Consider the following 24,509-nt stretch of genomic DNA (forward strand, 5'->3'; position numbering starts at 1 on the left):
CGCTCATGGGGCGCGGATCGTAGCAGCAGATCCTGTTGGAGGGCAGTCAACTGGTTTCCGGGACACCGGCCGTCGGTCGCTCGCCTGAGTGTCTCGCTCAGGCGAGCCCGATATACGCCGCCATCGCCCGCGTCTGCTGGTCGAACCACTCGTCGCGCTCGTCGATGACCTGGTTGAGGTGGCCGAAGAGTTCGAAGCTGATCGCACCGAAGACCTGCGTCCAGGCGGTCAGCGCCCGCACGATCGTCGCGTCGTCCACATCGGGCGATCCGGCCTCCGCCATGCGCCGGATCTCCGCGCTCAGCGCCGGCCCCAGCGTGCATCCGGCGCCGTCCAGTGGCCCGGCGTCGGCGAGGATCCCGGCCAGCACGAACAACGGACGGTTCGCCGGCGAGATGGTGTCGGCGGGCGCCGTGTAACCGGGCACCGGCGAGCCGTAGAGCAGCGCGTACTCGGCCGGATTGGCCACCGCCCAGGCGCGCGCCGCTCGGGTCAGGGCAAGCCATCGGCCGCGGAGATCGGCGCGGTCCGCGACGGCCGCATCGGCCTTCTCGGCGGTCTCCCCCAAATCGTTGTACGCATCCACGATCAGCGCCGTGAGCAACTCGTCGCGGCTCGCGAAGTAGCGGTACAGCGCAGACGAAACGACGCCGAGGTCGCGGGCGATCGCGCGCAACGACAGGTTCGCGCCGTCGGTGGCGAGGTGACGGCGCGCGGCGGACTTGATCTCACCGATCATCTCCGCGCGCACCCGGGCCCGGATTCCCCCGGCGGTCTTCGGCTCCATGAACGCAGTATGGCACACGTCGAGAGCACCGCTCTTGACAGGAAGCGGTGCACTCCAGAAGCATTGACCTCCTTCGAGAGCGCTGCTCTCACAACGGGAGGAAGCCATCATGTCTCTGCACGTCATCGTGGGTGCCGGCCGCGTCGGCAGCGCCACCGCCTCGCTCCTCGCCGGCCGCGACGAGCAGGTCCGGGTCGTCACCCGCAGCGGCGGCGGGCCCGAGCACCCCGCGATCGAGCGGGTCGCCGCCGACGCCACCGATGGCGACCGGCTCACCGAGCTCACCGCCGGCGCGACCGCCCTCTACAACTGCGCCAGCCCGCTCTATCACCGCTGGCTCACCGACTGGCCACCGCTGGCCACCGCCATGCTGACCGCCGCCGAGCGCACCGGCGCGACGCTCGCCGTGACAAGCAATCTCTACGGCTACGGGCCGGTCGACGGCCCGATCACCGCCGACACCCCGCTGGCCGCCATCGACCCGAAGCTGCGCGTCCGCGCGGACATGTGGCGGGCCGCCCTCGCACTGCACGACGCCGGCCGGATCCGGATGACCGAGGTGCGCGGCAGCGACTACATCGAGGCCAAGTCACTGCTCGCCGAGGGCCTCGCCGGGCCGCTGCTCGCCGGCCGGCGCACCCTGGTGCCGGGCGCGCTCGACGCCCCGCACACCTGGACGTCGATCAAGGACGTGGCCCGCACGCTGACCACGGCGGCCACCGACGAGCGGGCGTGGGGCCGGGCGTGGCTGGTGCCGTCGCAGGCCCCGATGACCGTGCGTGAGCTGGCCGACCGGTTCACCCGCGTGCACGGCGCCCCGGCGCCACGGCTGGCCCGGATCCCGTACCCGATGCTGTGGGGTGCGGGGTTGATCTCGCCGATGATGCGGGAGCTGCGGGCGACCTACTACCAGTTCGCGCGGCCCTTCGTGCTGGACGCTTCGCTGACCGAGCGCACGTTCGGGCTGATGCCGTCGGACCTGGACGAAGCGTTGGCGGCGGTGGATCGCCGGAGCGCGTAGGCGCTCCAGGCCGCGGCACCCCCCTGGCGGGACATTGACTTTGATGGATGCCCTGAATAGGGTTTGGGAGCGCTCCCATGAGGATTGGCTCTGGAGACTCAGGAGAGACCAGATGATGAGATCTCGTCGTACGTTACTGGCCGCTGGCACTGCCGCGGCGCTCGTGGCCGGCGCCGTGGCCATGTCAACGCTCCCGGCTGCGGCGGCAGCCACCGGTTGCGCGGTCACCTACACGGTGCAGAGCCAATGGTCCGGCGGGTTCACCGCGAACGTGGGCATCACGAACCTCGGCTCGGCGGTCACGAGCTGGACGCTGGCGTTCGACTTCCCCATCACCGGCCAGACGGTCAGCCAGGGCTGGAGCGCTGCCTGGGCACAGTCCGGCGCCCGGGTCACGGCGGCAAGCCTGAGTTGGAACGGGTCGCTCGGCACCGGGGCGTCCACGTCGATCGGCTTCGCCGGCGCGTGGAGCGGCACGAATCCGGTGCCGGCCTCCTTCTCGCTCAACGGCACCGCGTGCACGGGTTCCGTGGTCCCGCCCAGCACCCCTCCGAGCACGCCGCCCAGCACTCCGCCGACCGACGGACCCGCTCCGAAGCTCAAGGTCTCGGGCAACAAGATCGTCACCGCGGACGGCCGGGCCTACCGGCTGCTGGGTGTGAGCCGCTCCAGCGGCGAGTTCGCCTGCGTCCAGGGCAAGGGACTCTGGGACTCCGGGCCGGTCGATCAGGCGTCCGTCGACGCGATGAAGACCTGGAACATCCACGCCGTACGCATTCCACTGAACGAGGAATGCTGGCTGGGAGTCAACGGCTCCCCCAGCGGCGCCACCTACCAGCAGGGCGTCAAGGACTACGTGGACCTGCTGGTCGCCAACGGCGTCAACGTGATCCTCGACCTGCACTGGACCTGGGGCGCCTACACCACCGGCCCGGAATGGCACTGCACGGACGAGCACGCCACCTGCCAGAAGCCGGTGCCCGACGCACGCTACGCCCCCCAGTTCTGGACCGGCGTGGCCAACACGTTCAAGGGCAACGACGCGGTCGTCTTCGATCTGTTCAACGAGCCGTACCCGGAGATCGCCAGCGACTGGAACAAGACGCTCGGCTGGCAGTGCCTGCGCGACGGCGGCACCTGCACCGGCATCGGCTACGAGGTGGCCGGCATGCAGGACCTGGTCGACGCGGTCCGCGCCACCGGCGCGACCAACATGCTGATGGTCAGCGGGCTCGAATGGACCAACGACATGCGCGAGTGGCTGGCCTACAAGCCGACCGACCCGCTGAACAACATCGCCGCGTCGTGGCACGCCTACAGCTTCAACGCTTGCGCCACCGAGTCCTGCTGGGACACCCAGATCGCCCCGCTGGCACAGCAGGTGCCGGTGGTCCTGGGTGAATTCGGCCAGGACAACTGCGCCTTCGATTACATGCAGCGGCTGGTCGACTGGGCCGACGAGCACGGCATGGGATACCTGGCCTGGACCTGGAACCCATGGGGCTGCACCACCGGCGCCGTACTCATCAAGGACTGGGCCGGCACACCCGAACCCGGAGTCGGCGAAGGCTTCAAAGCCCACCTGCTCACCCAGACCCCGTACGTCTGAGTTCCCCCGCTTTGATGGAGCTGAGGCAACGCGCTGTGCGGCTGTGTCGCGAGTCGGACGCGAAGCCCGTGATCCGTAAGCTCGCGGCGCAGCCGGCAGATCCGTGGGCTCGGCGTTCCCTGTTCGGCGGAGGTCGTTCCTGCGATGCGGGGATCCTTCACTACGTAGCTCTGAGTCGGTCCCGGAGTTGCTCGACGGCTGCCAGCAACACCGGCACGTTGGGCACCTCATGGATTGGCTCCTGTGCCCATGGCGTCGGTAGGCCGACGTGGTAGACCCGGATCTGGTCCTGTTCGCGAACCACTCGTTCCACCTTCGGCCAGGAAAGCGTCATCCCGTTGCGGGCGGTGACGCCGGATGGCCCGACAGCCAACGCACCGAACTGAGCTCCCGTCGGCGAAAGGGCCGAATCGACGGCTGCGGGCAGGGCCGCGGCCGTGATGAGGTCGGTGATTCGATCAATGTCGCGGTTGACTTCCAGAGATTCGGTAATCCGGCCTGCGTCTCCTTGCTGCCGCAGGAGATGGGCCCGCCGTCGGGACCCGCTGCCCTGAGCCCCGCCGGTGACGATGAACGTCTCGACCAGGTCCACTCCTGCCCAGGGAAGTACCGCGATTTCGGACCGGGACGCCCGGACGAAACCGCCCTCGTACTCAAAAAGGTCGACCGCGCCTACCGTGCGGGCCCGCGCCAGTCCGACGGCGACAATCCAGATCGCGATTCCGGCCCCGCCGAGCGCCAGCAGGACCATGACCGTCTGCAACCACAACGGTGCGGGGCCACTGTTCAGCAGCCAGCCGACGAATACGATGCCGGCGATACTGAGGAGCACCATCGTGGCGATCGTCTGGTAGTAGAAGAACATTCTGACCAGTCGTTGCGTGCGGCGCAGCGAGCCGAGCCCCGCAGTCTCGGCTGCGGCGCGAACCTCAGCGGAGGGTTCCACCATCGAATCATATCGGTGAATGCAGCGAGCAAGGATGAGTCTTCCCAGGGTTGTTGAGCATCTCCTGCCGCGGCGCCACCGAAAACATGATCGCCTGCAGCCGGTCGAGGTATCCCTCGGCCAGCACCGGCCCGGCCGGGAACTCGGAGACGGGCAGCCCGGACGTCGTGGCCGGTGCGGTCGTCGGCGCCGGGCACTCGACGCTGATCTCGGGTATGGGAGTCGCCCCGAAGCCGTAACCTCCGCAGGATAGCCTGGCCAGCCTCGTCCTGACGCTATTGGGTACGTCCGGTGAGCAGGCTGGTGACGACCTGTGGGCGGAGGTTGAGGAAGGTCGCCTGCCGTTCCGCCGCCGCGTCGAGTGCCTCCGACTCGGCCCGCGTGAGCGCGCGGTAGAGCACCGCCTCGACCGACAGGGTCTCCTTTGTGGAGGTGCGCCGCCAGTGCCCCGCCACCTGCCCGTCCAGCAGCAGTATTCCGTTCGGCACCGCCGTGCCGGGTCGCAACGCGCGCGCGGCGCCGGAGGCATCGAGCACAAACTTGCTCTCCGTGAACGCCACCACGTACTCGTCGTACCCCTGCACCAGATGGACGGTGGGTGACGCCAGGACAGCGTTCTCATGCCATCCGGACCAGTAGGACACCCCGTCGACGACGTCGTGGCGTAGACGGTCGCCGGCCAGTTCCACGCCCCGCGCGATGTCGGCGAGTGTGAGGCTGGACCACCACCTGAGATCTTTGGCGGTGGCCGGGCCGTGGCTGGTGAAGTAGCGGGTGACGAGTTCGGCGAGCGCTTCGTCCAAGTCGCGTTCGGGCGCGGGCGGCACGCGCGCCTCCAGCAGCGTGTACGTGTGCAGCTTCCCGCGCACCGGCCCACTGCATATGAGGCCGTCGAGCTCCGCGTGCATCAGCAGGTACGTCGGGCGTCACGAAGTGCCAGGTCGGCCGCAGCACGTGGGTACGTAGAAACTCACCCGCGTCGAAGGAACGCTGCACCTCGGCGTCGGTGATGCCGGGCAGCCGCTCGCCAAGCGACCACTTGGCCGGCCCGAAGTCCTGCGACTGCACCGCCCCAAACCATCGCACGACGTCCGCAGGCGCCCGCAGGACGGGATCGCCGGCCAGAAGAACGCTTCGCAGGCGCCGCTCAACGATAGCTCTCACGCCCAGAGCCTAGACACGGATCGAGCCATCACCAGCACACCGCGCGCCGGGCCATCGGTATCGGCCGCTTCGCTGCGGTAACGCGCTCCAAAACTGCCGCCTTCCTCCTGCTCGCCGCCCGCCGGAGACGGCCGGGCTGATGGACCCGGGCGGGCTATTCGTCGAGGTGGACGGACTCGGTGGCCTGGCCGGGGCGGATGGCGAACGGGGTTCCGGACACCGTGTAGTCGCCGAAGAAGCCGCGTACCACGACCGTGCCGTCGGAGCCGGTCCGCATCTCGGTCGGCGGCAGCCACCACTGTCCCTTGACGAGGCCCTCCAATGCGTCGTACGACGGCTTGCGGCCGCCGTCCGCGCGCACCAGCCCGACCGGCGCACCCAGCCAGGCGCCGTCGTCGGTGAGCCCCCAGTAGTTGATCGATGCGACGGCGGGGTGGGCCATCAGCGACCGGTAGTGCCGCACGATCTCGTCGGCCTGGCGGGCCTCTCCCTCGGGGGTCGTCGGCCAGTCCGGGATCTGGTAGTCGTTGAGATCCGCGATGTCGGGCGGCATGAGGTGCCCGGACACCAGGGTGCTCTCGGTCAGGTGCAACGGCAGGCCGTAGCGGGCGAACCGGTCGAGCATGCTCCGCATGTACTCCTCGCCGCGGTATCCCTGATGCATGTGAGTCTGCAACCCGATCGCGTCGATCCGGATGCCGGCTTCGAGCACTCCCTCGATCAGGCACTCGTACGCCGAACTCAGGTCGAAGTCGTTGAGCACGAGGGTGACCGCCGGATTGGCCGCACGTGCCTCCTCGAACGCCATCCGCACCATGGCGATGCGGCCCCGAGCGCGGGCGAGCCGGGTGATGGCATTGTCCCCGTTCGCGAAGACCGGCATGATCACGGCCTCGTTGATGGCGTCCCAGAGATCGATCACGCCGGCGAATCCGCCGACGAGCTCCCGGATCCGGTTGCGCTGCAACCGTTCCACCTCGTCGAGGTCGAGGTCCAGCAGCCACGGCGGCTGCACCGTATGCCAGACCAGCGGGTGACCCTTGACAGTGACGCCGCGGCCGGCGAGCCAGTGTGCGGTTCTCGTCAGACGTTCGACGTCGGTCGTGCCCTGCTGCGGCTCGTACGGCCCCCAGTAGAACGGCAGTGTCGCGGTGTTGAACAGGTTGAGCCACAAGTCACCCAACTGGTCCAGGTTCAGAGCCGTAGCGCCACCGAATACCGGCCCGGCCACGTCGGGCGGCGGGCCACCGATGAGACCCACGAAGTCGAAGCCTATGTTGCCGAAAGCAAACGCGTGTCGTTGCTGGGCCACCATGACGACCCGGTCGGTGAGCGGCCGCCGGTCCGTCCCGAGCACAGTGAGGGTGACCTCGCCGATCCGGTGCTGCATGCTCTCGTCAGGCACTGTCCCGTTCCTCCGTAACGGTGACCCGGCAATGCCGGTCACGGGTGTGGTCCAGCACCAAGGCCGGAGGTCGTCAACCGGCTTACCTCTTAAAAAGTTTCTCTCTGATTGCGAAATTATCGAAGAGGAAGGCAGCATAGGATGACCCGCGTCGTGCGGTCAAGGAGCCCGGCGACACACAGATAGGCTGATGCGCATGCCCAGCGACCCCGCCGCCGACGACATCCGTTCGCGCGCCACGTTGTCCGAGGTGGCGTCGCTGGCCGAGGTCTCGGTCTCCACGGTTTCCAAGGTGCTCAACGGGCGCGCCGGCGTGTCCAGCGAAACCCGCCGGCGCATCGAGGAAATACTGCAGGGACACCAGTACAACCGCCGCGCCGTCAAGCAGCAGCCCGCGCCGTTGCTGGAGGTGCTCTGCTACGAGGTGGACAGCCCGTTCGCCAGCGATCTGCTGGCGAACATCGACCAGGTCGCACGCCGTCGGCGCATCGGCATGGTGCTGACCGGGGCCACCGAGCGGCATCTGCCCGACCCGTTCTGGGTCGACGACGTGGTGCGGCGCCAGCCGATCGGGATCATCCTGGTCGCCTGCGTGCTGCCGGCCAAGGACAAGCAACGACTGCGCTCCCGCAACATCCCGCTCGTCATGGTCGACCCGGCCGGCAACCCGGGACCGGACGTGCCGTCGATCGGATCGGCCGACTGGAACGGCGGCTATCTGGCCACCCGGCACCTGATCGAGCAGGGCCACCGCCGCATCGGCATCATCACCGGGCCGCCGGACATGCTCGCGTCCACGGCCCGACTCTCCGGATACCGAGCGGCACTGGACTCCGCCGGGATCGCGAGCGATCCGCAGCTGATCCGGCCGGGCGAGTTCCACCACGCCGACGGGCTTACCCAGGGCCGGGCGCTGCTGTCACTGCGGGACCGCCCGACGGCGATCTTCGCGTCCTCCGACCTGTACGCACTGGGGGTCTACGAGGCGGCCAGGTCACTCGGCCGCACCATCCCCGGCGATCTCTCCGTGGTCGGCTACGACGACCTGCGCATCGCCCAGTGGGCCGGCCCGCCGCTGACCACGATCCACGTGCCGCTGCGCGCGATGGCCGAGCAGGCGGTCGAGCTGGTCACCCGCCTGGCCGACGAGCCCGACCTGACGTTCACCCGGATCGACATCGACACGTCACTCGTCGTGCGGGGCAGCACGGCGGCACCGGCGGCGCGCACGTCGCGCACGAAAGTTTCCGGCTCGTAGCGAAACCTTGACGGGAAAGTTGCGACCGGCATAGCCTGTGCCACATCTGATGAGGATGCCGAGTCGGCTCTCGCCCACAGCGGCTTCAGGTGGGTCGCGACCGCTTCACCGCCCGCGCTGACGCCGGGCCACCTGAGTTCACGACGCCCGTCCCGGGCCGAAACTTTCTTAACTCCATGGAGAATGGAGAGGGACAAATGCGCCCTTCACCGACACCAAGAGTGCGACTTCGATCGCTGACCATCCTTGCCGCTGCGACACTGGCCGTCACCACCCCGGCGGCCTGCGGCGGAGACTCCGGAGATCCACCGCAGACCGGGAGCGCGACGTCCGGAACCGTCAATTGGTGGGGTTGGACGCCCACCGACACCGCGACCGCCAATACGTACATTGCGGCCTTCAACAAGCAGTATCCGAACATCAGGATCAACTACAAGCTCGTCAACATCTCCGACTGGGTGGCCGCGCTCCGCCCGGCCCTGGCCTCCGGCAAGGGCCCCGACGTCTTCGACATGCAACCGGGCGCCTACGTCACACAGTTCAAATCATTCGCCGTCGACCAGACCGCACTAGCTGAGCAGACCCTGGGCGGTGACTGGAAGACGAAGGTCGCGCCCATCGGCATCAGCGGCCTCAGCGCGGACGGCAAACTCACCGCGATGTCGGTCGGACAGGTCTACGCCGGGATGCTGTGGATCAACGCGGACATCTTCAAGAAGTACAACCTGCAGCCACCCAGGACGCTCTCCGAGTGGAAGCAGGTCTGCCAGGTGCTGAAGCAGAACAAGGTGGGCTGCTTCGTTCAGGGCGCCGCCCAGGAGGGCTTCGACCAGGACACCCTGCAGTCCATCGCGAACTCCGTCCAGCCCGGACTGTGGACCAAGGTGTCCAACGGTGAGGCCAGGTGGACCGACCCCGGCATCGTCAAGACGCTGACCATCTGGAAAGACCTCTTCGACAGCGGGATCATGCAGCCCGGCGCGATCGGCTACCAGCAGTACCCGGACGCCAACAACGACTTCCTGACCGGGAAGTACGGCATGGTCATGATGGGCACCTGGTACACCCAGTACGCCACGGCCAAGGCGATGACCGCGGCGCTCTCGGCGGCCGGAGTCAGCGGGGCCAAGCCGTTCCCGATCCTGCCGGTCGCCTTCCCCGATGTCGCCGGCGCCGGCAACACCAGTGAGATGTACGGCGACGCCGACTTCGGCCTCGCCATCTCGACGAAGTCGAAGGTCCGGCCCGCCGCAGAGACTTTCGTCAAGTGGATGGCGACCTCGACCGAGGGTCAGCAGGTGATCGCCGACCAGCTCAACGACCTGCCTTCGCTCACCTCCGTGAAGCCGAACTTCGACAACGTCGAACTCGTGGACCCGGCGATCCAGAAGACTGCGGTCCAGGAGCTCATCGCCAAGGCCAGTGCCGTGACCGAGCCGCGTCAGGCTCTGCTGAGCGCGGATGTGCAGAACGGCATCCTCGCGGCGGCGACCTCCGTGGCGACCGGCAAGGCGTCCCCGCAGGACGCGGCCAAGACGCTGCAGCAGGCCGCCGAGGCCGCCGGAGTGACCTTCAAGTGACCGGCAGTTCGAAGGACGAGGCCGAACCCGCGGAGTCGTGATGACCGAGACATCGACGCGAAAGCCGGGCGCCCCCACGGAACAGACCGAGTTCTCGGGTGGCGGTGGCCACTCCGGCCGCCGCGGCCTGCGGCGCCCGCCGGGCCTGCCCTGGATCCTGCCCGCGCTGGTCCTGAGTGTGGGACTGATCTACTACGCCATCGGGTACACCGCGTACATCTCGACGTTGAACTGGGACGGGATCAGCCCGGACCCACCGCGTGTCGGCGGTCAGAACTACACGCGCATCTTCCACGACGCGGTCTTCTGGACCGCGGTGCGCCACACGGCCGTGTTCTTCGTGGTCACGTTCGTCATTCAGACGCTGCTGGGCCTGGTTCTCGCGGTGCTGATGCACGCGCGGCTGCGGCTGGCGGCGCTGTACAAGGTGATCATCTTCATTCCGGTGGTGCTCGCGCCGGCCATCATGGCACCGGTGTTCCGGCATATGTTCGCCCCGGACGGCGAGCTCAACTCCGTCCTGCATTTCGTGGGCCTCGGCTCGCTCGCGCAGCCCTGGATCGGCCAGACCAGCACCGCGTTACCGGTCATCATGTTCATCACGATCTGGGAGTGGACCGGTGTCACGTTCGTCCTCTACTACGCCGCGATGACCCAGATCGAGCCGTCGGTTCTGGAAGCGGCACGGATGGACGGCGCGGGCAACGTCCGGACTCTGGTGAGCATCATCTGGCCGGAGATGCGCGGCACCACGATCGCGCTGGCGATGCTGGGCGCCATCGGCGCACTGAAAACGTTCGACGTGCCGTATCTGGTCACCATCGGCGGGCCCAACTATGCGACCGAGTTCCTCGGCACCTACATCTACCGTCAGACGATCCCGCTCAGCCACGTCGGATACGGCGGCGCGCTGTCCATCATCCTGCTCGTGGTCGCGCTGGTCGCAGCCGTGATCCTGCAGTTCGCCGGACGCGACCGAGAGACGAGGTGAGCCATGTTCGAGATCCGCACCCGGGCCGGCCGCGTCGTACTGCAGCTCGTCGCCACGCTCCTCATCATTCCGTTCCTGTTTCCCCTCGTGGTGATGGTCGAGGGCGCGTTCGCAGGCGAAGGACTCCGGAACTTCACCGCGGTGCTTCAGGTGCCCGGCTTCGGGCGCTTCTTCGTCAACAGCCTCATCATCGCCGCGGTTGTCATCGTGCTGGTGTACGCGGTGACGATGACCGCCGCGTTCGGCTTCTCCAGGCTGCACATCCGGTTCCGCGAGGTCTACTTCTGGCTGCTGCTGGCCTGCCTGACCCTGCCCGAGGTCGTGCTGCTCGCGCCGCTGTTCGCCACCGCGACCCGGTTCGGGGTGTACGACACGTACTGGGCGGTGGTCCTGCCGCTGGCCGCGCTGCAGGTCCCGTTCGCGGTGCTGCTCACCCGCAACTTCATCAACGGGCTGCCGGACGAACTGTTCGAGGCGGCTCGGGTGGACGGCGCGAACTCGTACCGCGGCTTCATCCATCTGGTCGTGCCGCTGACCCGCCCGATCGCCGCGGCGGTCATCATCTTCACTCTCGTGGCGGCCTGGAACAACTACCTCTTCCCGCTGGTCTTCCTGCAGTCACCGGACCTGCAGACGATCACTCTCGTGCCGCAGTTCTTCGTCGGGCAGTTCAGCAACGACCAGACGAAGATCCTCGCTTCGGCGGTCATCACCGCGATCCCCGAGGTGATCGCGTACCTGAGTCTGCAGCGGTTGTTCGAGCGCGGCCTGTCAGCCGGCGCGATCAAGTGATTCACCAGACCCGTCCAACCGCCCTTCACCATCTTCACTGGGAAAGGTGACCGCTGTGCCCCTCATTCACGTACACCTCGATCGCGAGCTGTTCGCCAAATCCCACGAGGACATCGGAAACGCCGTCCACGACGCGCAAATCGAGGCCTTGGGCATTCCCGCCGACGACCGGTTCCAGATCTTCCAGCCACACGACCCCGGCGAACTCAAGTTCGACGCCGGCTACAACGGCGTCGATCGGCGCAACCTGCTCGTCATCCGGGTCACCGCCGTGCACATGTACCCTGCGGCCACCAAGCAGGTGTTCTTCAAAGCGGTGGTGGACAAGCTCGAGCCGCTCGGCATTCGCCCGCAGGACGTTCTCATCAGCCTCACCGAGAACGGGTTCGAAGACTGGTACGCCGGCAAGATCTGAGCACCGAGGAGGAACACCATGTTGCACCAGGACTCAGCGCATCTTCGCGTGCTGTACCTCGGCGGAACCGGAACGATCAGCACGTCCTGCGTTCGCCTGTCGGCCGACACCGGCATGCTCGTCACAGTGGTCAACCGCGGCCGTAACAGCCAGGCTCGAAGCCTGCCCGAAGGAGTCGAGACGCTGATCGCCGACGTCACCGACGATGCGGCGCTGCTCGCGGCGATCGGCGACCGCACCTTCGACGCCGTCGTCAACTTCCTTTCCTACGACCCCGCCGACGCGCGCCGGATGGTGGCGTTGTTCGGCTCCCGGACCCGTCAGTACGTGCACATCAGCTCCGGCTCGATCTACGCCAAGCCGGTGCGGCAGGTACCGATCTCCGAATCGACGCCGACCGCACCGAACCCGGCCCTCGAGTACGCCACCGCCAAATGGCGCACCGAGCAGGCGCTCCAGGATGCGCACGCGACACAAGGCTTTCCGCTCACCGTGGTCCGGCCGTCGCACACCTACGACGACGCCAACCCGCCGCTGCCCGGCGGCTGGACCGTGATCGACCGGATCGCGCGCGGCGAGGAGATACCGGTGCACGGCGACGGCACATCGCTGTGGACCCTCACTCACGCCGAGGACTTCGCGCAGGGACTGGTCGGCCTGCTCGGCAACCCACGCACGATCGGCGAGACATTCAACATCACCAGCTCCGACATCTACACCTGGGACCAGATCTACACGATCATCGCCGACGCGCTGGGCGTGGCACCCCGGCTGGTCCACGTCGCCTCGGAGATGTACCCCCTGGTAGCGCCCGAGTGGTTCTGGTCGGGTGAGATGGTCGGCGACATCGGACACAGCGCGGTGTTCGACATGACGAAGATCCGTACCTTCGTGCCGGGCTTCTCCCCCCGGCTGACCTTCCACCGCGCGGCGTCGCGGATGATCCAGTGGCGACGGGACCACCTCGACACCACCAAGCCGGACGCGGATACCGAGGCCGTGCTCACCCGGATCGTCGGCGCGTACCACGCCGCCCGGGACGTCTTCGCCGCCCGAGCGACCTCGTGACCGCCCGGCCACTCGGCGCCAGCGGATTGGCCGTGACCGCCGTCTGCGTCGGCACCAGCCCGCTGGCGAACATGCCGCAGCCTACGGGTACGAGGTGGGTGAGGAGCGCGCGGTCGCCACGATCGACGCGGCGTTGGACAGTCCTGCCGTCAACTTCATCGACACCTCCAACGGATATGGCGTGAACGGTTCGGCCGAGCGGCGCGTCGGGACCGCACTGCGGAACAGGGGCGGCCTGCCCGCCGGCACGGTCCTGGCCACCAAGGTCGACCCGGATCCGCGGACCGGCGATTTCTCCGGCAAGCGGGTACGGGCGTCGCTCGAGGAGAGCATGCATCGCCTCGGTGTCGACCACATCCAGTTGCTGCACCTGCATGACCCCGAACGGATCAGTTTTGCCGAGGCCACCGCGGCGGGCGGCCCGGTCGAGGCGCTCGCCGACCTGAAACGACAGGGACTCGTGGCGCACCTCGGCGTGGCCGGCGGCCCGGTCGCCCTGATGCAGCAATACCTGGACACCGGCGTGTTCGAGGTGGTGCTCACGCACAACCGGTACACGCTGCTCGACCGATCGGCCGAGCCGCTGTTCCGGGCAGCGCAGGACAGAGGCATCGGGGTCCTGAACGCGGCGCCGTACGGCGGGGGCATGCTCGCCAAGGGGCCGGCCGCACAGGCGAAGTACGCCTACGGCGACCGCGACGACAGGATCGCCGCAGCGGCCACCGCGATGGGGTCCGCGGCGGCCCGGTTCGGGGTACCGCTCGCCGCAGCCGCGTTGCAGTTCTCGCTGCGCGCGCCGTTCGTCGATTCAACGGTCGTCGGCGTGTCCTCCCCCGAGCGTGTACAACAGACGCTCGACCTCGCCGGCACGTCGATCCCCGCCGAACTCTGGGCGGAGCTCGAGGCTCTGGTCCCCGCCCCGGACCTGTGGCTCGATCCGCCGTCACACTGAGACCGAGCCGGACACTTTGGGTCAGTGGCGGCGGCCGAACTCGTTGGCGAGGACCTCACGTGTGACCGCTTCGCCGAGCCGGTCGCCGTGCACGGTCGCACCGCGGTAGTGCACCCCGGCCCAGATCCGCGCCTCGATCAGTTCCGCCCGGGCCGAGGACAGGCTGCCGAAGCTCCGAGTGGTGCCGGAATCGGCGCTGTAGGCGCTGAACGACAGGTTGTCGCGGCCGAAGAACTTCCGCAGAGCGGTCATTATCGAGGAGGTGTAGCAGGCGTGTCCGGAGGGCCACTCCGGCGACGGCGCGGTGACCCGCAGCGGCGTCCAGGCCGGGTCGGCGACGGTGGCCGGGTTGCCGTCGGTGTCCGCCAGCGGGATCGCAGTCACCGGCCGCCAGAAACTCCAGCGTCGCTTCTGCTGGTAGCAGGAGATCAGCGCGTCGGCGGTGGAAACGTCAACCATCGCAAGCATGCGTGCCGTCTCCAGCGGGCTCAGGTTGTGGTCGGTGGCGAGGCCGCGCTTGATGTACCACTCCACCTGCCGGTAGTCGTCCCACCAGGTCGCCGCTTCGGTCTGGTCCGTCGTGCGGGTGGTACTGGCGGCCGAGCCGACCGACTTGACCTCGTTCAGCTGGCGTGCGTAGTCGGCGCCGTCCAGGGCCGGCGGTCCGGGCACGCGGTAGGCAGCGGGGTCGTCGACGGCGAACGGCTTCAGGAACGCGAACCAGGCTCCGGCCTGGACGAATCCGGGTGGCGTCAGGCGGTACACGCCGGGGGCAGTGCCGACCGGCCAGGTCGCGTCGGAGAACGCGCCGTCGTTGCGACGATCCGCGATCATGGCTGCGGCCGTGGCCTCGCCGATCCTGATCCCGCGGCGCTTCGCGAGGCCGTCGGAGATCACGTTGAGCGCTCCGTCGTACTGCGCGCGCAGCGCGTCGGCCTGGGCCGGGAAGAGCGAGAGAAGTACGCGATGGGCCGCGGTAGCCACCGCCGCGGGAGTCGAGTCACCGCGGTGGGCTCGGGGCGCGACCAGGTAGGGCTCGTACGGTACGCCGGCGATCGCGTTGACCGCGTCGTACACGGCGCCCTGCACCATGGCGAAGCTGCGGGTGCCCGCGGTGGGCGACTGCCGGGCAACCTCGTAGATAGCGGTCTGAGCGTGGATGTTCCAGGTGAGGACGGCGTTGGGTTGGGCCGCCGACCGTGCCAACGCCGCGGTTGGCGTCAGGACGGTCAGGCCGAGCGCGGCCACAACCGCCGCGACAAGCAGCTTGCTGAAACGAACTCGATGTGTCATGGGATCCCCGTCGGCTGAATCGAGTGCCGGTTCACGACGTCGCTAAGCATCGAACTTCACCGATTTCAAAGCAACCTTCTGACAGAAATACGGCACTGTCGACTCAGCGCTCGAGGCTTGGATGCATGGAGAGGCAGCGGGCAAGGAGCAGCCGGCGCCCTTCCCCGCGACCTGTGGAAGCATCGGATCGTCACCCCGGCTACGCTGATGTCCTGGCACCGACGGCTGGTCGGTCGACACTGGACCTGCCCGAATCGACCCGGACGCCCGACAATCAGCGACGAGCTACGCGACCTCTTCCTGCGGCTGGCCCGGGAGAATCCCGGCTGGGGACACCGCCGCGTGCAAGGCGAACTGGTCGGTCTCGGCCACCGGGTCGGCGCAGGCACCATCCGCCGGATCCTCGCCGCCGCCAGGATCGGCCCGGCACCCCGCAAGCCCGCAGCCTCGTCACGGACCTCGGCGATCGGATCAGCAACTTCCGGTTCCTGATCCGGGACCGAGACGCGAGGTTCGCCCACTCGTTCGACGCCGTGTTCGCCGCCGAGAACGTCCAGGTCGTCAAGACCCCACTCCGGACGCCTCGCGCGAACTGTTGTGCCGAACGGTTCGTCCGCAGCGTCCGAGCCGAATGCTGATCTACAGTGAGTGGCACGCTCGTACCGGGCTCGGCGCGGTACGAGCGTCACTTCAACGATCACCGTCCACACCAGAGCCTGGAGCAGCACCCACCCAACCCATGACTCCAATGTGGTCGTCGCGATGGACGCACCGGTGCGGGCGTAGGCGGGTTCTCGGCTGCATAGTCAGCCAGTGCTTACAGGCCGCCTGACCGGATCAAACGAGCCGCAGGTCACGGGCCATGGGACGAGTTTCGGCACGGCACAGGTTCTCTACCGCTCAGATGGTTTCTGCGCCAGTTACAATTTCTCAATTATCGTTATGTCGCTCTGAAATGCGAAGAAAATGAGTGGGAGAGCTAGGACGATGATCGTTCCGGCGATCATCACGAATCCGCATATCGGGCCGGCAGCAAGAGGAAGCCATCCGTCGACACCCCAAATCAACGTGGTCACGGCAGCCGTCTCACCCAGAATGACTGCAAAGGCGAAGCATAGCCCGACGATCAAATAGATATATCTCAACCTATTTGCGGACGCCTCGTTCCTGACCGTCTGGCGTCGTTCATCAGAGTTGACATATTTGACCGCGGCACCATGTGTGTCCGATTCGGACACGTATCGAAAGTAGCCGTTCAATTCAACAGCGAAGGCGATCATTAGTGTAGGGAGAACCTGGGCTGCCGAGCTAGGCCGCCAACTGCACCGATATCTACGCTGGCGTAACGCCAACGCCCGCCACCCCGACGTCCTGGCCGCTCAACGCAGCTCACCGGACGCGACACACCTCGTCAGTGCCGCCGACGTAACCCAGCCGCGAGACGAGCACGGCCGGCCGCTGCGGCTCATGTACGGATTCGTCTGCACAGCCGGCCAGATCGAGACACCCGCCACAACCGACCTCGACGCGGCCAGGGCCGCATCACTGCCATCTACCGCCGGTACCTGGAAGACGAGGACCGTTTCACCACAGCCACTTCCACGGCGTTCCTCCTCCGGTCGACCATCACCGCATGGCCGGTCCACGACACCCCCAGCCGCTTCGTCACCGTCCACCGGCCCCGCCGGGCCCTGCTTGCATGGTGCGCGGCGGCCGCCGCAATCTGCGCTCTCGTCACCGCCGCACTGCTTAACGCCAAGCATGGCGACGGGCCGACCCCGCACGACCGTCCCACCCCCAGCCCCTCCCAGATTCTGGTCAGCGTCGAACCAGGTCGGTGAAGCAGACCTCAACCTGCAAATCGCCGAGCCGCCAGCAGATGCAGCAAGATCGGATGCACCAATCTCGGCTACCGGACGCCGCCGGGCCGCCCACCGTCACACCGCGCAGTTGGTCAACTTCAGGTGCAGCCGTAGACCGGATGTGGCACTACCCGAACCGCATTCACACTGCTCAGGGGCCAATCGCGACGCTAGCGGCCGTCCGCCGACGCATGCCCTGAACAAGCTCACCGCTGATCACCCACCGCAGCGCCGCCAGACTGATCCGATCCACGAGCAGCATCGGCGCTGCTGGCGGGTGGGCACTATCAGTGTGTTCGACCTGCGCACATGGCTACTGAATGGATGCATGCCGATCAACGCGATGGGTGTCGCAGTTCGGCCGACAAAGGGCACCTGCCCGGCGGACCTCGTTCAGCACTACCGGAGATATGGAATCTGGGCCACCGAGGCGTACGGCAGGCATACGAGAACTCCGGCTGCAACGGCTTCAGCTTCTGCGGTCTCTAGGGTGGGAGGCGTGCCGACACCCCCAGCCAGCAGCCGCACCGTCGTCCGGTCGTCGCTGCCGCTGGCGTTCGCCGCCGCAGCTGTCGTCGGGGTGCTCGGCGGGATGATCGGTCTCGGCGGGGCCGAGTTCCGCCTCCCGCTTCTGATCATGCTGTTCGGGTTCGCCGCCCTGCAAGCCGTCATCCTGAACAAAGCGCTCAGCCTGGTCGTGGTCGCCACCGCCCTGCCCGCCCGGCTCGCGGCCGTGCCGCTGTCCGCACTGACTCCGCACTGGGGGGTGGTGCTCAACCTGCTCCTCGGCAGCCTCGCCGGGGCCTGGGTCGGCGCGTCCTGGGCCACCCGGATGCGTTCATCCAACCTCTACCGCGTCCTGGCCGTGCTGCTCGTCCTGATCGCCGCCGCCCTGATCGCGAACCACGTCGGCACCCTGCACCACGTTGCCATGCCCACCGCGGTCACCATCCTGGTCGGCGTCATCGCCGGGTTCTTCATCGGCGTCATCGCCGCGATCATGGGCGTCGCCGGAGGCGAACTACTCATCCCCACCATCGTGCTGCTGTTCGGCACCGACATCAAAATCGCCGGCAGCCTGTCACTCGCCGTCTCCTTGCCGACCATGCTGGTAGCGTTCGCCCGCTACAGCCGCGACGGCAGCTTCACCGTCCTGCGCCGCCACGCCCGCCTCGGCATCGTCCTGGCACTCGGCTCGATCGCCGGGACCATCCTCGGCGGGCTACTACTCGACGTCGTCCCCAAAGCCATCCTCGTCCCCGGCCTCGCACTGCTGCTGGTCCTGTCATCGATCAAAGTCTGGCGTCACGCCATCGCCGAACAAACCGCGCAGCCCGGCCGCAACGCCGCAACGCCGCAACGCCGCAACGCCGATACGCTTCACACAACAGATTCCTAGGCGGACGTGTCAGCCACGTCCCGAGACAGATCTGTCACGAACCTCCTGAGACTCGGCATCTCAGTTGCGGGCGTATCCGGCTCGCCGTGGCGGCGGCCGCCTCCGCCGCCGCGGGTTGCTCGGCACCCGGGCGCACCTCGACGATCTCGCCCGCGGATTCGTGGCCGAGCTGCAGAGATGGGCGATCCGCCAGGGCCCAAGGTGTGGAGAGCGCGAACGCGATCCGGCCGAGGTCAGCGAACGCGTCGGTGGGCTTCATGAGGGGGTGCTGGGTCATGTGCCAGCCCTTCGGGGCGAGCACACACAGTGCGGGATGGCGCCCTGCGTACAAGTCTTCTGGAGCCCTCCGAGACGGCTCCTGCTGCCGCGCCGCTGCTTGACGCTAGATGGCCGACGTCGTTCAGGACAGCGGCTGGCCGCCGGTGACACCGAGAACCTCGCCCGTGACATAGCTGGACTCCTGCGAGGCGAAGAAGACGTACGCCGGAGCCAACTCGGCCGGCTGACCGGCCCGGCCCATCGGCGTCTGCTCACCGAAGGACTCGACCTTCTCGTCCGGCATCGTGGCCGGAATGAGCGGGGTCCAGATCGGACCGGGCGCCACCGAGTTGACCCGGATGCCCTTCTCGGCCAGGCTCGCGCCGAGAGCCTTGGTGAAGGCGACGATTCCGGCCTTGGTGGTGGCGTAGTCCAGCAGTTCCGGCGACGACTGGTAGGCCTGGATCGATGCGGTGTTGATGATGGTCGAACCGGGCTGCATATGCGGCACGGCCGCCTTGCTCAGCCAGAACATGGCGTACAGGTTCGTCTTCATGACGCGGTCGAACTGCTCGGTGCTGATGTCGGTGATACCGCCGGGCTGGGCCATCTGGTAGGCAGCGTTGTTGACCAGGATGTCCAGTCCACCCAGGTCGCTCACCGCGCGCTCGACGATGGTCGTGCAGTGCTTCTCGTCGCGGATGTCACCCGGCACGGTGACCGCCTTCCGGCCGGCCTTCTCGATCAGCTGCGCGGTCTCCTGGGCGTCGTCCTCTTCCTCCGGCAGGTAGGCGATGAGAACGTCGACACCCTCGCGGGCGAACGCGATGGCGACCGCCCGGCCGATCCCGGAGTCACCGCCGGTGATGATCGCCCGCTTGCCGGTCAGCCGGCCGGTGCCCCGGTAGCTGTCCTCACCGTGGTCGGGCTCGACGTCCATCTCGCCGGTGACGCCCGGGTGCGAGATCTCGTCGCTCTCTTGCTCATCCGGGGAGCGGAACTGGTCCTGCGGGTTCTGCTTGGCGTACTGGTCCTCGGACACGATGTTGCCTCTCAGATCAGGGAAAGGGGCTTGCCTGTGCTTCCCCGCGAGAACGCGATTATTCGTGGCCGTACGGTCAACCAGCGTTGAAGTTGTCGCTGACATCGTGCTGCAGGTGCCGCATCGCCTCCGCCATCAGTTCCTCCGCCCGTTGACGCTCGGCACGCCCGCCGGAAACCGTCACCTCGGCGTGCACCGCACAGCCACCGGCCGGTATGTCGCGCACCCACGCTGCAGCTTGTAAACCGCCGGAAACCGGTGAGCACCACTCCACTCGCAGCTCATCCGGTTTCGAGCTGACGCCGTAGTCGTAGGTCTGCCCGTCTGCCCTGACCCGGACCTGATCGACGCTCGCGGACTCCGTGCTCATACCCAGCGGAAGCCATCGAGTCGTACGGTCCGGATCGGTCAGAACGCCGAAGACAACCTCGGCGGGCGCGTTGAACTCGTGCTGACCGGAGATGACCGCTGTCGCCCCGTTGTTCGCTACCCGCATTGTCCCTCCTCGGATAGGGCTGAGGCCGTCAATCGGGCCGGTACTCACCGGTGTCGCCGGAAACCGCCTCGGCGTCGTAGCCCGCCCGGCCGTCGACCGACGCCGAGCCGGCCTCGTCCTCTTCGGGTGCAAGATCGTCGCCGTCGTCCGGTGCGGTGGTCATGGACGCGCCCGGCGGCCGGAGGGAGGCGGCGAAGGCAGGCGTGCCGTCGGGCTCGTCCGTGCCACTGCGGCCAATGGGATCGCTCTCGTCGGTCATGCCCCGGCGTTCCCCGTAGGGCACAGGTCAAACGGGTTCGGCTCGGACGGAAAGGCGGCGGCCATTATGCCGGGCCGCTTATCCGATGGGTCATCCCCAGTTTGAAACAGCGAGCGGCAAATCATTGACATCCATCCGCATGGCGGCCAACTGCCGGGGTACGCGCACTCCGCCAATCCCACAACGGAGGTTTCCATGACTACGTCCCCTGCACGGACCCACTCTCGCCGTGCACTCGTTCAGACCGCGGCCCTCGCCGTGGGCGCCACCTTCCTGCTGGTCGGGGTGCTCGGGTTCATCCCCGGCATCACCACCGACTACGACCTGATGACCTTCGCCGGACACGAATCCGGCGCGAAGCTGCTCGGCGTCTTCGAGGTGTCCATCCTGCACAACCTGGTACACCTGCTCTTCGGCATCGCCGGACTGGCCATGGCCCGCACCGTCGCCAACGCCCGGCTCTACCTGATCGGCGGCGGTGCCGTCTACCTCGTTCTGTGGCTGTACGGGTTGGTCATCGACCACGACAGCGCCGCCAACTTCGTACCGATCAACGGCGCCGACAACTGGCTGCACCTGTTCCTGGGCCTCGGCATGATCGCACTCGGGCTGCTCACCACACGCCGTACCGCTTCGGTACGGTGAAGGCTGTGGTGCCGCTCGGCCGACAAGGCGAGCGGCACCACAGCGCCGAACGGTCAGCCGGCGTCCGGCCCGAGCTGGGTACGCAGCGTGCGTAGCGCGGCGGTAAGCAACCGCGACTCCTGCATCTGTGAGACGCCGATCTGCGGTCGCGGAAGTGGCGGCGGATCTCCCCCAGGATCGTCGGAATCGCGTATCCGAGGAAGAGCGCGACCACGCGGACCACACGCCTGCACCGGCAAGAGGGCAGTCACACGCAGAACGCGCTGAGGACTCCGGCACCTTCTTGACCGATGGCCCCGACAGCAACCGAGAAGCCCGGTCGCGACCAGCCGGGATGGTCCGGGAAGAAAAACGAAGACCGGCCGAATGAGGACGGCCTGACGGGGTAGACGGCCGCCGCTTCCGTACGGCTTGAGGAGAACTCATGACGACCGTTGTCCCCCGCCCCGTTGTCACCCGGCCGTACCCGATCCGGCGCCAGGTCAAGGGTTCCGCGATCGCGCGGATCCTGCGGACCACCGACGCGAAACAGATCGGGATCATGTACATGGTCTCGGCGTTCGGGTTCTTCATGATCGGCGGGCTGATGGCGCTGATCATGCGGGCCGAGCTGGCCCGCCCCGGCATGCAGATCCTGTCCCCCGAGCAGTACAACCAGCTATTCACCATGCACGGCACGATCATGTTGCTGTTCTTCGCGACGCCGATCGTCTTCGCCTTCGCCAACTACCTGGTGCCGATCCAGATCGGCGCGCCCGACGTGGCGTTCCCGCGGCTCAACTCATTCGCCTACTGGCTCTACGTGTTCGGCGGGATGATCGCGGTCGGCGGATTCCTGACACCCGGAGGCGCGGCCGATTTCGGTTGGACCGCGTACACACCGTTGAGCGACGCCCTGCACTCGCCCGGCGTCGGCGGCAACATGTGGGTGGTCGGCCTGGCCCTCTCCGGGCTCGGCACCATCCTCGGCGGCGTCAACATGATCACCACCATCCTGACGTTGCGGGCGCCGGGCATGACGATGTTCCGGATGCCGATCTTCACGTGGAACATCCTGGTCACCAGCCTGCTGGTGATCCTCGTCTTCCCCTTCCTGGCCGCCGCATTGTTCGCCCTGGCCGCCGACCGCATCCTGGGCGCCCAGGTGTTCAACCCCGAGACCGGTGGCCCGTTGCTGTGGCAGCACCTGTTCTGGTTCTTCGGCCACCCCGAGGTGTACGTGGTGGCGCTGCCGTTCTTCGGCATCATCACCGAGGTCATCCCGGTGTTCAGCCGCAAGCCGGTGTTCGGCTACAAGGGCCTGGTGTCGGCGACCCTGCTTATCGGCGCGTTGTCGATGAGCGTGTGGGCGCACCACATGTTCGGCACCGGGGCGGTGCTGATGCCGTTCTTCAGCTTCCTGAGCTTCCTGATCGCCGTACCGACCGGCATGAAGTTCTTCGTCTGGATCGGCACCATGTGGCGCGGGCAGATCAGCTTCGAGGCGCCGATGTTGTTCGCCATCGGCTTCCTGGTCACCTTCCTGCTCGGTGGACTGTCCGGGGTGCTGCTCGCGGCGCCGCCGATCGACTTCCACGTGCACGACAGTTACTTCGTGGTGGCGCATTTCCACTACGTGCTGTTCGGCACGATCGTGTTCGCGGTGTTCGCCGGGATCTATTTCTGGTTCCCGAAGATGTTCGGCCGGATGCTCGACGACCGCCTCGGCAAAATCCACTTCTGGCTGACCTTCCTCGGCTTCCACGCCACCTTCCTGGTGCAGCACTGGCTCGGCGCCGAGGGCATGCCCCGCCGGTACGCCGACTATCTGCCCGACGACGGCTTCACCGCGCTGAACACGGTGTCCACCATCGGGTCCTTCATCCTCGGCGTGTCGACCCTGCCGTTCATCTACAACGTGTGGAAGTCCTACAAGGTCGGCCAACTGGTCACCGTCGACGACCCGTGGGGGCATGGCAACTCCCTCGAGTGGGCCACGACCACCCCGCCGCCACTGCGCAACTTCGACCGGATGCCGCGCATCCGCTCCGAACGCCCGGCGTTCGACGCGAAGTACCCCGAACTCGCGGCCGGCGACCAGTCCCCCGCCGGACCACCCGAAGGCGGCGCCCGGCCGGGGACCAGCGAGTCCGACGGCGGAGCCAGGTACCGCGAGGATGAGGATCGACGACTTGAGAGCTGACCGTCGCCCTGACCTGGGCCTGAGTGCTCGCCGTGCGTCATCGGGCCGCAGAGCCTGTGCTCGGGGTATCTGTAGTCGATGCCCCCATGTGGGTGCCGGCGATCCGGCGTCATGAAGCGGCGCGTTCGAGGGTCTTCCTTTGTCGATGCCCTGCAGCGATCCGCATGCCCCGGCCTCGGTTATGTCGTCCGTGACGTGCCCTTTCAAGGGACACCCATCATGCCCGACACGAAGTCCGCCGGTCCTGCCAACGCATTCGCTGAGCTGGGCCGCATCAAATTCAACGAGACGACATTCGGCGGTCTCCTGACCCGGGTCACGCAACTGGCCACCCGCACCATCTCCGGCGCCGATCAAGTTTCGATCACGCTGGTCGGCTCCGGCGGCGCACACACCGCCGCTGTCACCGGTGAACTCGCCCTCGCCCTGGATGAAGCACAGTACAAGCGGAGCGACGGGCCCTGCCTGGCGGCCGCGGTGTACGACACCACCGTGCACGTGGCCGACACGGCGACCGAGAGCCGCTGGCCGCAATGGGCCGGCGAAGCCGTCACCGCCGGCGTGTACAGCTCCCTGTCGATCGGCCTGCCGATGTACCAGGCTGTCACCGGCGCGCTCAACGTCTACGCCGCCCGGCCCGCAGCCTTCTGCGACGACGCGGTGCTCCTCGGGCAAACCTTCGCCGACTACGCCGCCGTAGCGATGACCAACGCCCACCTGTACGAAACTCAGCGGACCCTGGCCCAGCACATGCGGGCCGCGATGCACAGCCGCGCGGTGATCGAACAGGCCAAGGGCATGGTCATGGTTCAACGGCGATGCACGGCCGACGAGGCATTCGCGATCCTGTCCAAGACCTCTCAGGACACCAACCGCAAGGTACGTGACGTAGCCGCCGCACTCGTCGCCCTGGCAACGACTCCTGAAGGCTGTGTCACTGCTTCACCGGCCTGACGGGGTCGGCTCCTCTGTGTCCGGCCGTCCGAACCGCGCCAGGTTGCCGCGCGACGGCAGGAAGACCTGTACTCGGAGACTCGGTTCGGGCTACGCTGCCTGCGAGTATTCGCTGATCAGTCCGTTGAGGA

The 24,509-nt window shown here is 67.4% G+C and carries 23 protein-coding genes and 2 pseudogenes; 14 read left to right on the plus strand and 11 right to left on the minus strand.

From position 1 onward, the window contains the following. Positions 1-97: 97 nt before the first annotated feature. Positions 98-787 carry a TetR/AcrR family transcriptional regulator gene (locus ACZ6TI_RS13700; protein ID WP_465345354.1) on the minus strand — a complete coding sequence of 230 codons (690 nt, stop codon included), beginning with the start codon at positions 785-787 and terminating at the stop codon, positions 98-100. 109 nt (positions 788-896) lie between these two features. On the opposite strand from ACZ6TI_RS13700, the gene ACZ6TI_RS13705 reads away from it, so the two are divergent. After that, the gene (locus ACZ6TI_RS13705; RefSeq protein ID WP_465345355.1) at positions 897-1,808 is read left to right on the plus strand and encodes an NAD-dependent epimerase/dehydratase family protein; all 912 of its coding nucleotides are present in this window, start codon (positions 897-899) and stop codon (positions 1,806-1,808) included. A 181-nt stretch (positions 1,809-1,989) separates the two neighbouring features. Beyond that, positions 1,990-3,417: a cellulase family glycosylhydrolase gene (locus tag ACZ6TI_RS13710; RefSeq protein WP_465345356.1), complete on the plus strand. Its 1,428-nt coding sequence runs from the start codon at positions 1,990-1,992 to the stop codon at positions 3,415-3,417. Between the two features lie 160 nt (positions 3,418-3,577). Here ACZ6TI_RS13710 and ACZ6TI_RS13715 read toward each other — a convergent pair whose 3' ends face one another. The 4 genes and pseudogenes from ACZ6TI_RS13715 to ACZ6TI_RS13730 form a co-directional block, all read right to left on the minus strand. Then, on the minus strand, positions 3,578-4,363 hold the full coding sequence (locus ACZ6TI_RS13715; protein ID WP_465345357.1) for a DUF6585 family protein: 786 nt from the start codon (positions 4,361-4,363) through the stop codon (positions 3,578-3,580). Between the two features lie 275 nt (positions 4,364-4,638). Continuing rightward, positions 4,639-5,271: a DNA glycosylase AlkZ-like family protein gene (locus ACZ6TI_RS13720; protein WP_465345358.1), complete on the minus strand. Its 633-nt coding sequence runs from the start codon at positions 5,269-5,271 to the stop codon at positions 4,639-4,641. Further along, a pseudogene (locus ACZ6TI_RS13725) lies at positions 5,201-5,527 on the minus strand (DNA glycosylase AlkZ-like family protein); the annotation flags it as partial. The gene ACZ6TI_RS13720 and the pseudogene ACZ6TI_RS13725, both read right to left, overlap by 71 nt. A gap of 154 nt (positions 5,528-5,681) precedes the next feature. Next, positions 5,682-6,932 carry an endo-1,4-beta-xylanase gene (locus ACZ6TI_RS13730; protein WP_465345359.1) on the minus strand — a complete coding sequence of 417 codons (1,251 nt, stop codon included), beginning with the start codon at positions 6,930-6,932 and terminating at the stop codon, positions 5,682-5,684. Between the two features lie 196 nt (positions 6,933-7,128). Here ACZ6TI_RS13730 and ACZ6TI_RS13735 point away from each other — a divergent pair, with 196 nt between their 5' ends. The 7 genes from ACZ6TI_RS13735 (at position 7,129) to ACZ6TI_RS13765 (ending at position 13,988) form a co-directional block, all read left to right on the plus strand. Beyond that, positions 7,129-8,190: a LacI family DNA-binding transcriptional regulator gene (locus ACZ6TI_RS13735; protein WP_465345360.1), complete on the plus strand. Its 1,062-nt coding sequence runs from the start codon at positions 7,129-7,131 to the stop codon at positions 8,188-8,190. A 221-nt stretch (positions 8,191-8,411) separates the two neighbouring features. Beyond that, positions 8,412-9,770 (plus strand): ABC transporter substrate-binding protein, encoded by a 1,359-nt coding sequence (locus ACZ6TI_RS13740; protein WP_465345361.1) that lies wholly within the window; start codon positions 8,412-8,414, stop codon positions 9,768-9,770. Positions 9,771-9,810: 40 nt separating this feature from the next. Next, positions 9,811-10,761, plus strand: a complete 951-nt coding sequence (locus ACZ6TI_RS13745) for a carbohydrate ABC transporter permease (RefSeq protein WP_465345362.1) — start codon at positions 9,811-9,813, stop codon at positions 10,759-10,761. Positions 10,762-10,764: 3 nt separating this feature from the next. Then, positions 10,765-11,553, plus strand: coding sequence for a carbohydrate ABC transporter permease (locus ACZ6TI_RS13750; protein WP_465345363.1), 789 nt, complete (start codon positions 10,765-10,767; stop codon positions 11,551-11,553). Between the two features lie 46 nt (positions 11,554-11,599). Then, positions 11,600-11,968, plus strand: a complete 369-nt coding sequence (locus ACZ6TI_RS13755; RefSeq protein ID WP_465345364.1) for a tautomerase family protein — start codon at positions 11,600-11,602, stop codon at positions 11,966-11,968. Positions 11,969-11,986: 18 nt separating this feature from the next. Continuing rightward, positions 11,987-13,036 (plus strand): NAD-dependent epimerase/dehydratase family protein, encoded by a 1,050-nt coding sequence (locus ACZ6TI_RS13760; RefSeq protein WP_465345365.1) that lies wholly within the window; start codon positions 11,987-11,989, stop codon positions 13,034-13,036. A gap of 94 nt (positions 13,037-13,130) precedes the next feature. Then, a complete protein-coding gene (locus ACZ6TI_RS13765) occupies positions 13,131-13,988 on the plus strand; it encodes an aldo/keto reductase (RefSeq protein ID WP_465345366.1) in 858 nt (285 codons plus the stop codon). A 21-nt stretch (positions 13,989-14,009) separates the two neighbouring features. Here ACZ6TI_RS13765 and ACZ6TI_RS13770 read toward each other — a convergent pair whose 3' ends face one another. Then, on the minus strand, positions 14,010-15,281 hold the full coding sequence (locus ACZ6TI_RS13770) for a vanadium-dependent haloperoxidase (RefSeq protein ID WP_465345367.1): 1,272 nt from the start codon (positions 15,279-15,281) through the stop codon (positions 14,010-14,012). 920 nt (positions 15,282-16,201) lie between these two features. Continuing rightward, on the minus strand, positions 16,202-16,519 hold the full coding sequence (locus ACZ6TI_RS13775) for a hypothetical protein (RefSeq protein ID WP_465345368.1): 318 nt from the start codon (positions 16,517-16,519) through the stop codon (positions 16,202-16,204). Between the two features lie 70 nt (positions 16,520-16,589). Between ACZ6TI_RS13775 and ACZ6TI_RS13780 the strand changes: the two are divergent. Next, positions 16,590-16,667, plus strand: a pseudogene (locus ACZ6TI_RS13780) (integrase); the annotation flags it as partial. 753 nt (positions 16,668-17,420) lie between these two features. Next, complete coding sequence (locus ACZ6TI_RS13785; RefSeq protein WP_465345369.1) at positions 17,421-18,542, plus strand: sulfite exporter TauE/SafE family protein; 1,122 nt, start codon at positions 17,421-17,423, stop codon at positions 18,540-18,542. A 34-nt stretch (positions 18,543-18,576) separates the two neighbouring features. Here ACZ6TI_RS13785 and ACZ6TI_RS13790 read toward each other — a convergent pair whose 3' ends face one another. From ACZ6TI_RS13790 to ACZ6TI_RS13805, 4 genes are all read right to left on the minus strand, one after another. Next, the gene (locus ACZ6TI_RS13790; RefSeq protein WP_465345370.1) at positions 18,577-18,801 is read right to left on the minus strand and encodes a hypothetical protein; all 225 of its coding nucleotides are present in this window, start codon (positions 18,799-18,801) and stop codon (positions 18,577-18,579) included. Positions 18,802-18,942: 141 nt separating this feature from the next. Then, positions 18,943-19,842: an SDR family oxidoreductase gene (locus ACZ6TI_RS13795; RefSeq protein WP_465345371.1), complete on the minus strand. Its 900-nt coding sequence runs from the start codon at positions 19,840-19,842 to the stop codon at positions 18,943-18,945. 76 nt (positions 19,843-19,918) lie between these two features. After that, positions 19,919-20,338, minus strand: a complete 420-nt coding sequence (locus ACZ6TI_RS13800; protein WP_465345372.1) for an SRPBCC family protein — start codon at positions 20,336-20,338, stop codon at positions 19,919-19,921. A gap of 28 nt (positions 20,339-20,366) precedes the next feature. Further along, positions 20,367-20,597 (minus strand): hypothetical protein, encoded by a 231-nt coding sequence (locus ACZ6TI_RS13805; protein ID WP_465345373.1) that lies wholly within the window; start codon positions 20,595-20,597, stop codon positions 20,367-20,369. Between the two features lie 195 nt (positions 20,598-20,792). On the opposite strand from ACZ6TI_RS13805, the gene ACZ6TI_RS13810 reads away from it, so the two are divergent. From ACZ6TI_RS13810 to ACZ6TI_RS13820, 3 genes are all read left to right on the plus strand, one after another. After that, entirely contained in the window at positions 20,793-21,242 is a 450-nt protein-coding gene (locus tag ACZ6TI_RS13810; RefSeq protein WP_465345374.1) for a DUF4383 domain-containing protein, read from the plus strand. A gap of 424 nt (positions 21,243-21,666) precedes the next feature. Next, a complete protein-coding gene (gene ctaD / locus ACZ6TI_RS13815; protein ID WP_465345375.1) occupies positions 21,667-23,424 on the plus strand; it encodes an aa3-type cytochrome oxidase subunit I in 1,758 nt (585 codons plus the stop codon). 219 nt (positions 23,425-23,643) lie between these two features. Continuing rightward, the gene (locus ACZ6TI_RS13820) at positions 23,644-24,378 is read left to right on the plus strand and encodes a GAF and ANTAR domain-containing protein (RefSeq protein ID WP_465345376.1); all 735 of its coding nucleotides are present in this window, start codon (positions 23,644-23,646) and stop codon (positions 24,376-24,378) included. The last annotated feature ends 131 nt before the right edge of the window (positions 24,379-24,509 follow it).

This window comes from Actinoplanes sp. NPDC051388, assembly GCF_055586225.1.

What these genes read in the sequence shown, in the direction of transcription:
- ACZ6TI_RS13790 (WP_465345370.1), bottom strand. Translation starts at nt 18,801, where the DNA reads ATGAAGCCCACCGACGCGTTCGCTGACCTCGGCCGGATCGCGTTCGCG.
- ACZ6TI_RS13735 (WP_465345360.1), top strand. Translation starts at nt 7,129, where the DNA reads ATGCCCAGCGACCCCGCCGCCGACGACATCCGTTCGCGCGCCACGTTG.
- ACZ6TI_RS13745 (WP_465345362.1), top strand. Translation starts at nt 9,811, where the DNA reads ATGACCGAGACATCGACGCGAAAGCCGGGCGCCCCCACGGAACAGACC.
- ACZ6TI_RS13710 (WP_465345356.1), top strand. Translation starts at nt 1,990, where the DNA reads ATGTCAACGCTCCCGGCTGCGGCGGCAGCCACCGGTTGCGCGGTCACC.
- ACZ6TI_RS13700 (WP_465345354.1), bottom strand. Translation starts at nt 787, where the DNA reads ATGGAGCCGAAGACCGCCGGGGGAATCCGGGCCCGGGTGCGCGCGGAG.
- ACZ6TI_RS13720 (WP_465345358.1), bottom strand. Translation starts at nt 5,271, where the DNA reads ATGCACGCGGAGCTCGACGGCCTCATATGCAGTGGGCCGGTGCGCGGG.
- ACZ6TI_RS13805 (WP_465345373.1), bottom strand. Translation starts at nt 20,597, where the DNA reads ATGACCGACGAGAGCGATCCCATTGGCCGCAGTGGCACGGACGAGCCC.
- ACZ6TI_RS13770 (WP_465345367.1), bottom strand. Translation starts at nt 15,281, where the DNA reads ATGACACATCGAGTTCGTTTCAGCAAGCTGCTTGTCGCGGCGGTTGTG.
- ACZ6TI_RS13750 (WP_465345363.1), top strand. Translation starts at nt 10,765, where the DNA reads ATGTTCGAGATCCGCACCCGGGCCGGCCGCGTCGTACTGCAGCTCGTC.
- ctaD (WP_465345375.1), top strand. Translation starts at nt 21,667, where the DNA reads ATGACGACCGTTGTCCCCCGCCCCGTTGTCACCCGGCCGTACCCGATC.
- ACZ6TI_RS13705 (WP_465345355.1), top strand. Translation starts at nt 897, where the DNA reads ATGTCTCTGCACGTCATCGTGGGTGCCGGCCGCGTCGGCAGCGCCACC.
- ACZ6TI_RS13760 (WP_465345365.1), top strand. Translation starts at nt 11,987, where the DNA reads ATGTTGCACCAGGACTCAGCGCATCTTCGCGTGCTGTACCTCGGCGGA.
- ACZ6TI_RS13810 (WP_465345374.1), top strand. Translation starts at nt 20,793, where the DNA reads ATGACTACGTCCCCTGCACGGACCCACTCTCGCCGTGCACTCGTTCAG.
- ACZ6TI_RS13800 (WP_465345372.1), bottom strand. Translation starts at nt 20,338, where the DNA reads ATGCGGGTAGCGAACAACGGGGCGACAGCGGTCATCTCCGGTCAGCAC.
- ACZ6TI_RS13820 (WP_465345376.1), top strand. Translation starts at nt 23,644, where the DNA reads ATGCCCGACACGAAGTCCGCCGGTCCTGCCAACGCATTCGCTGAGCTG.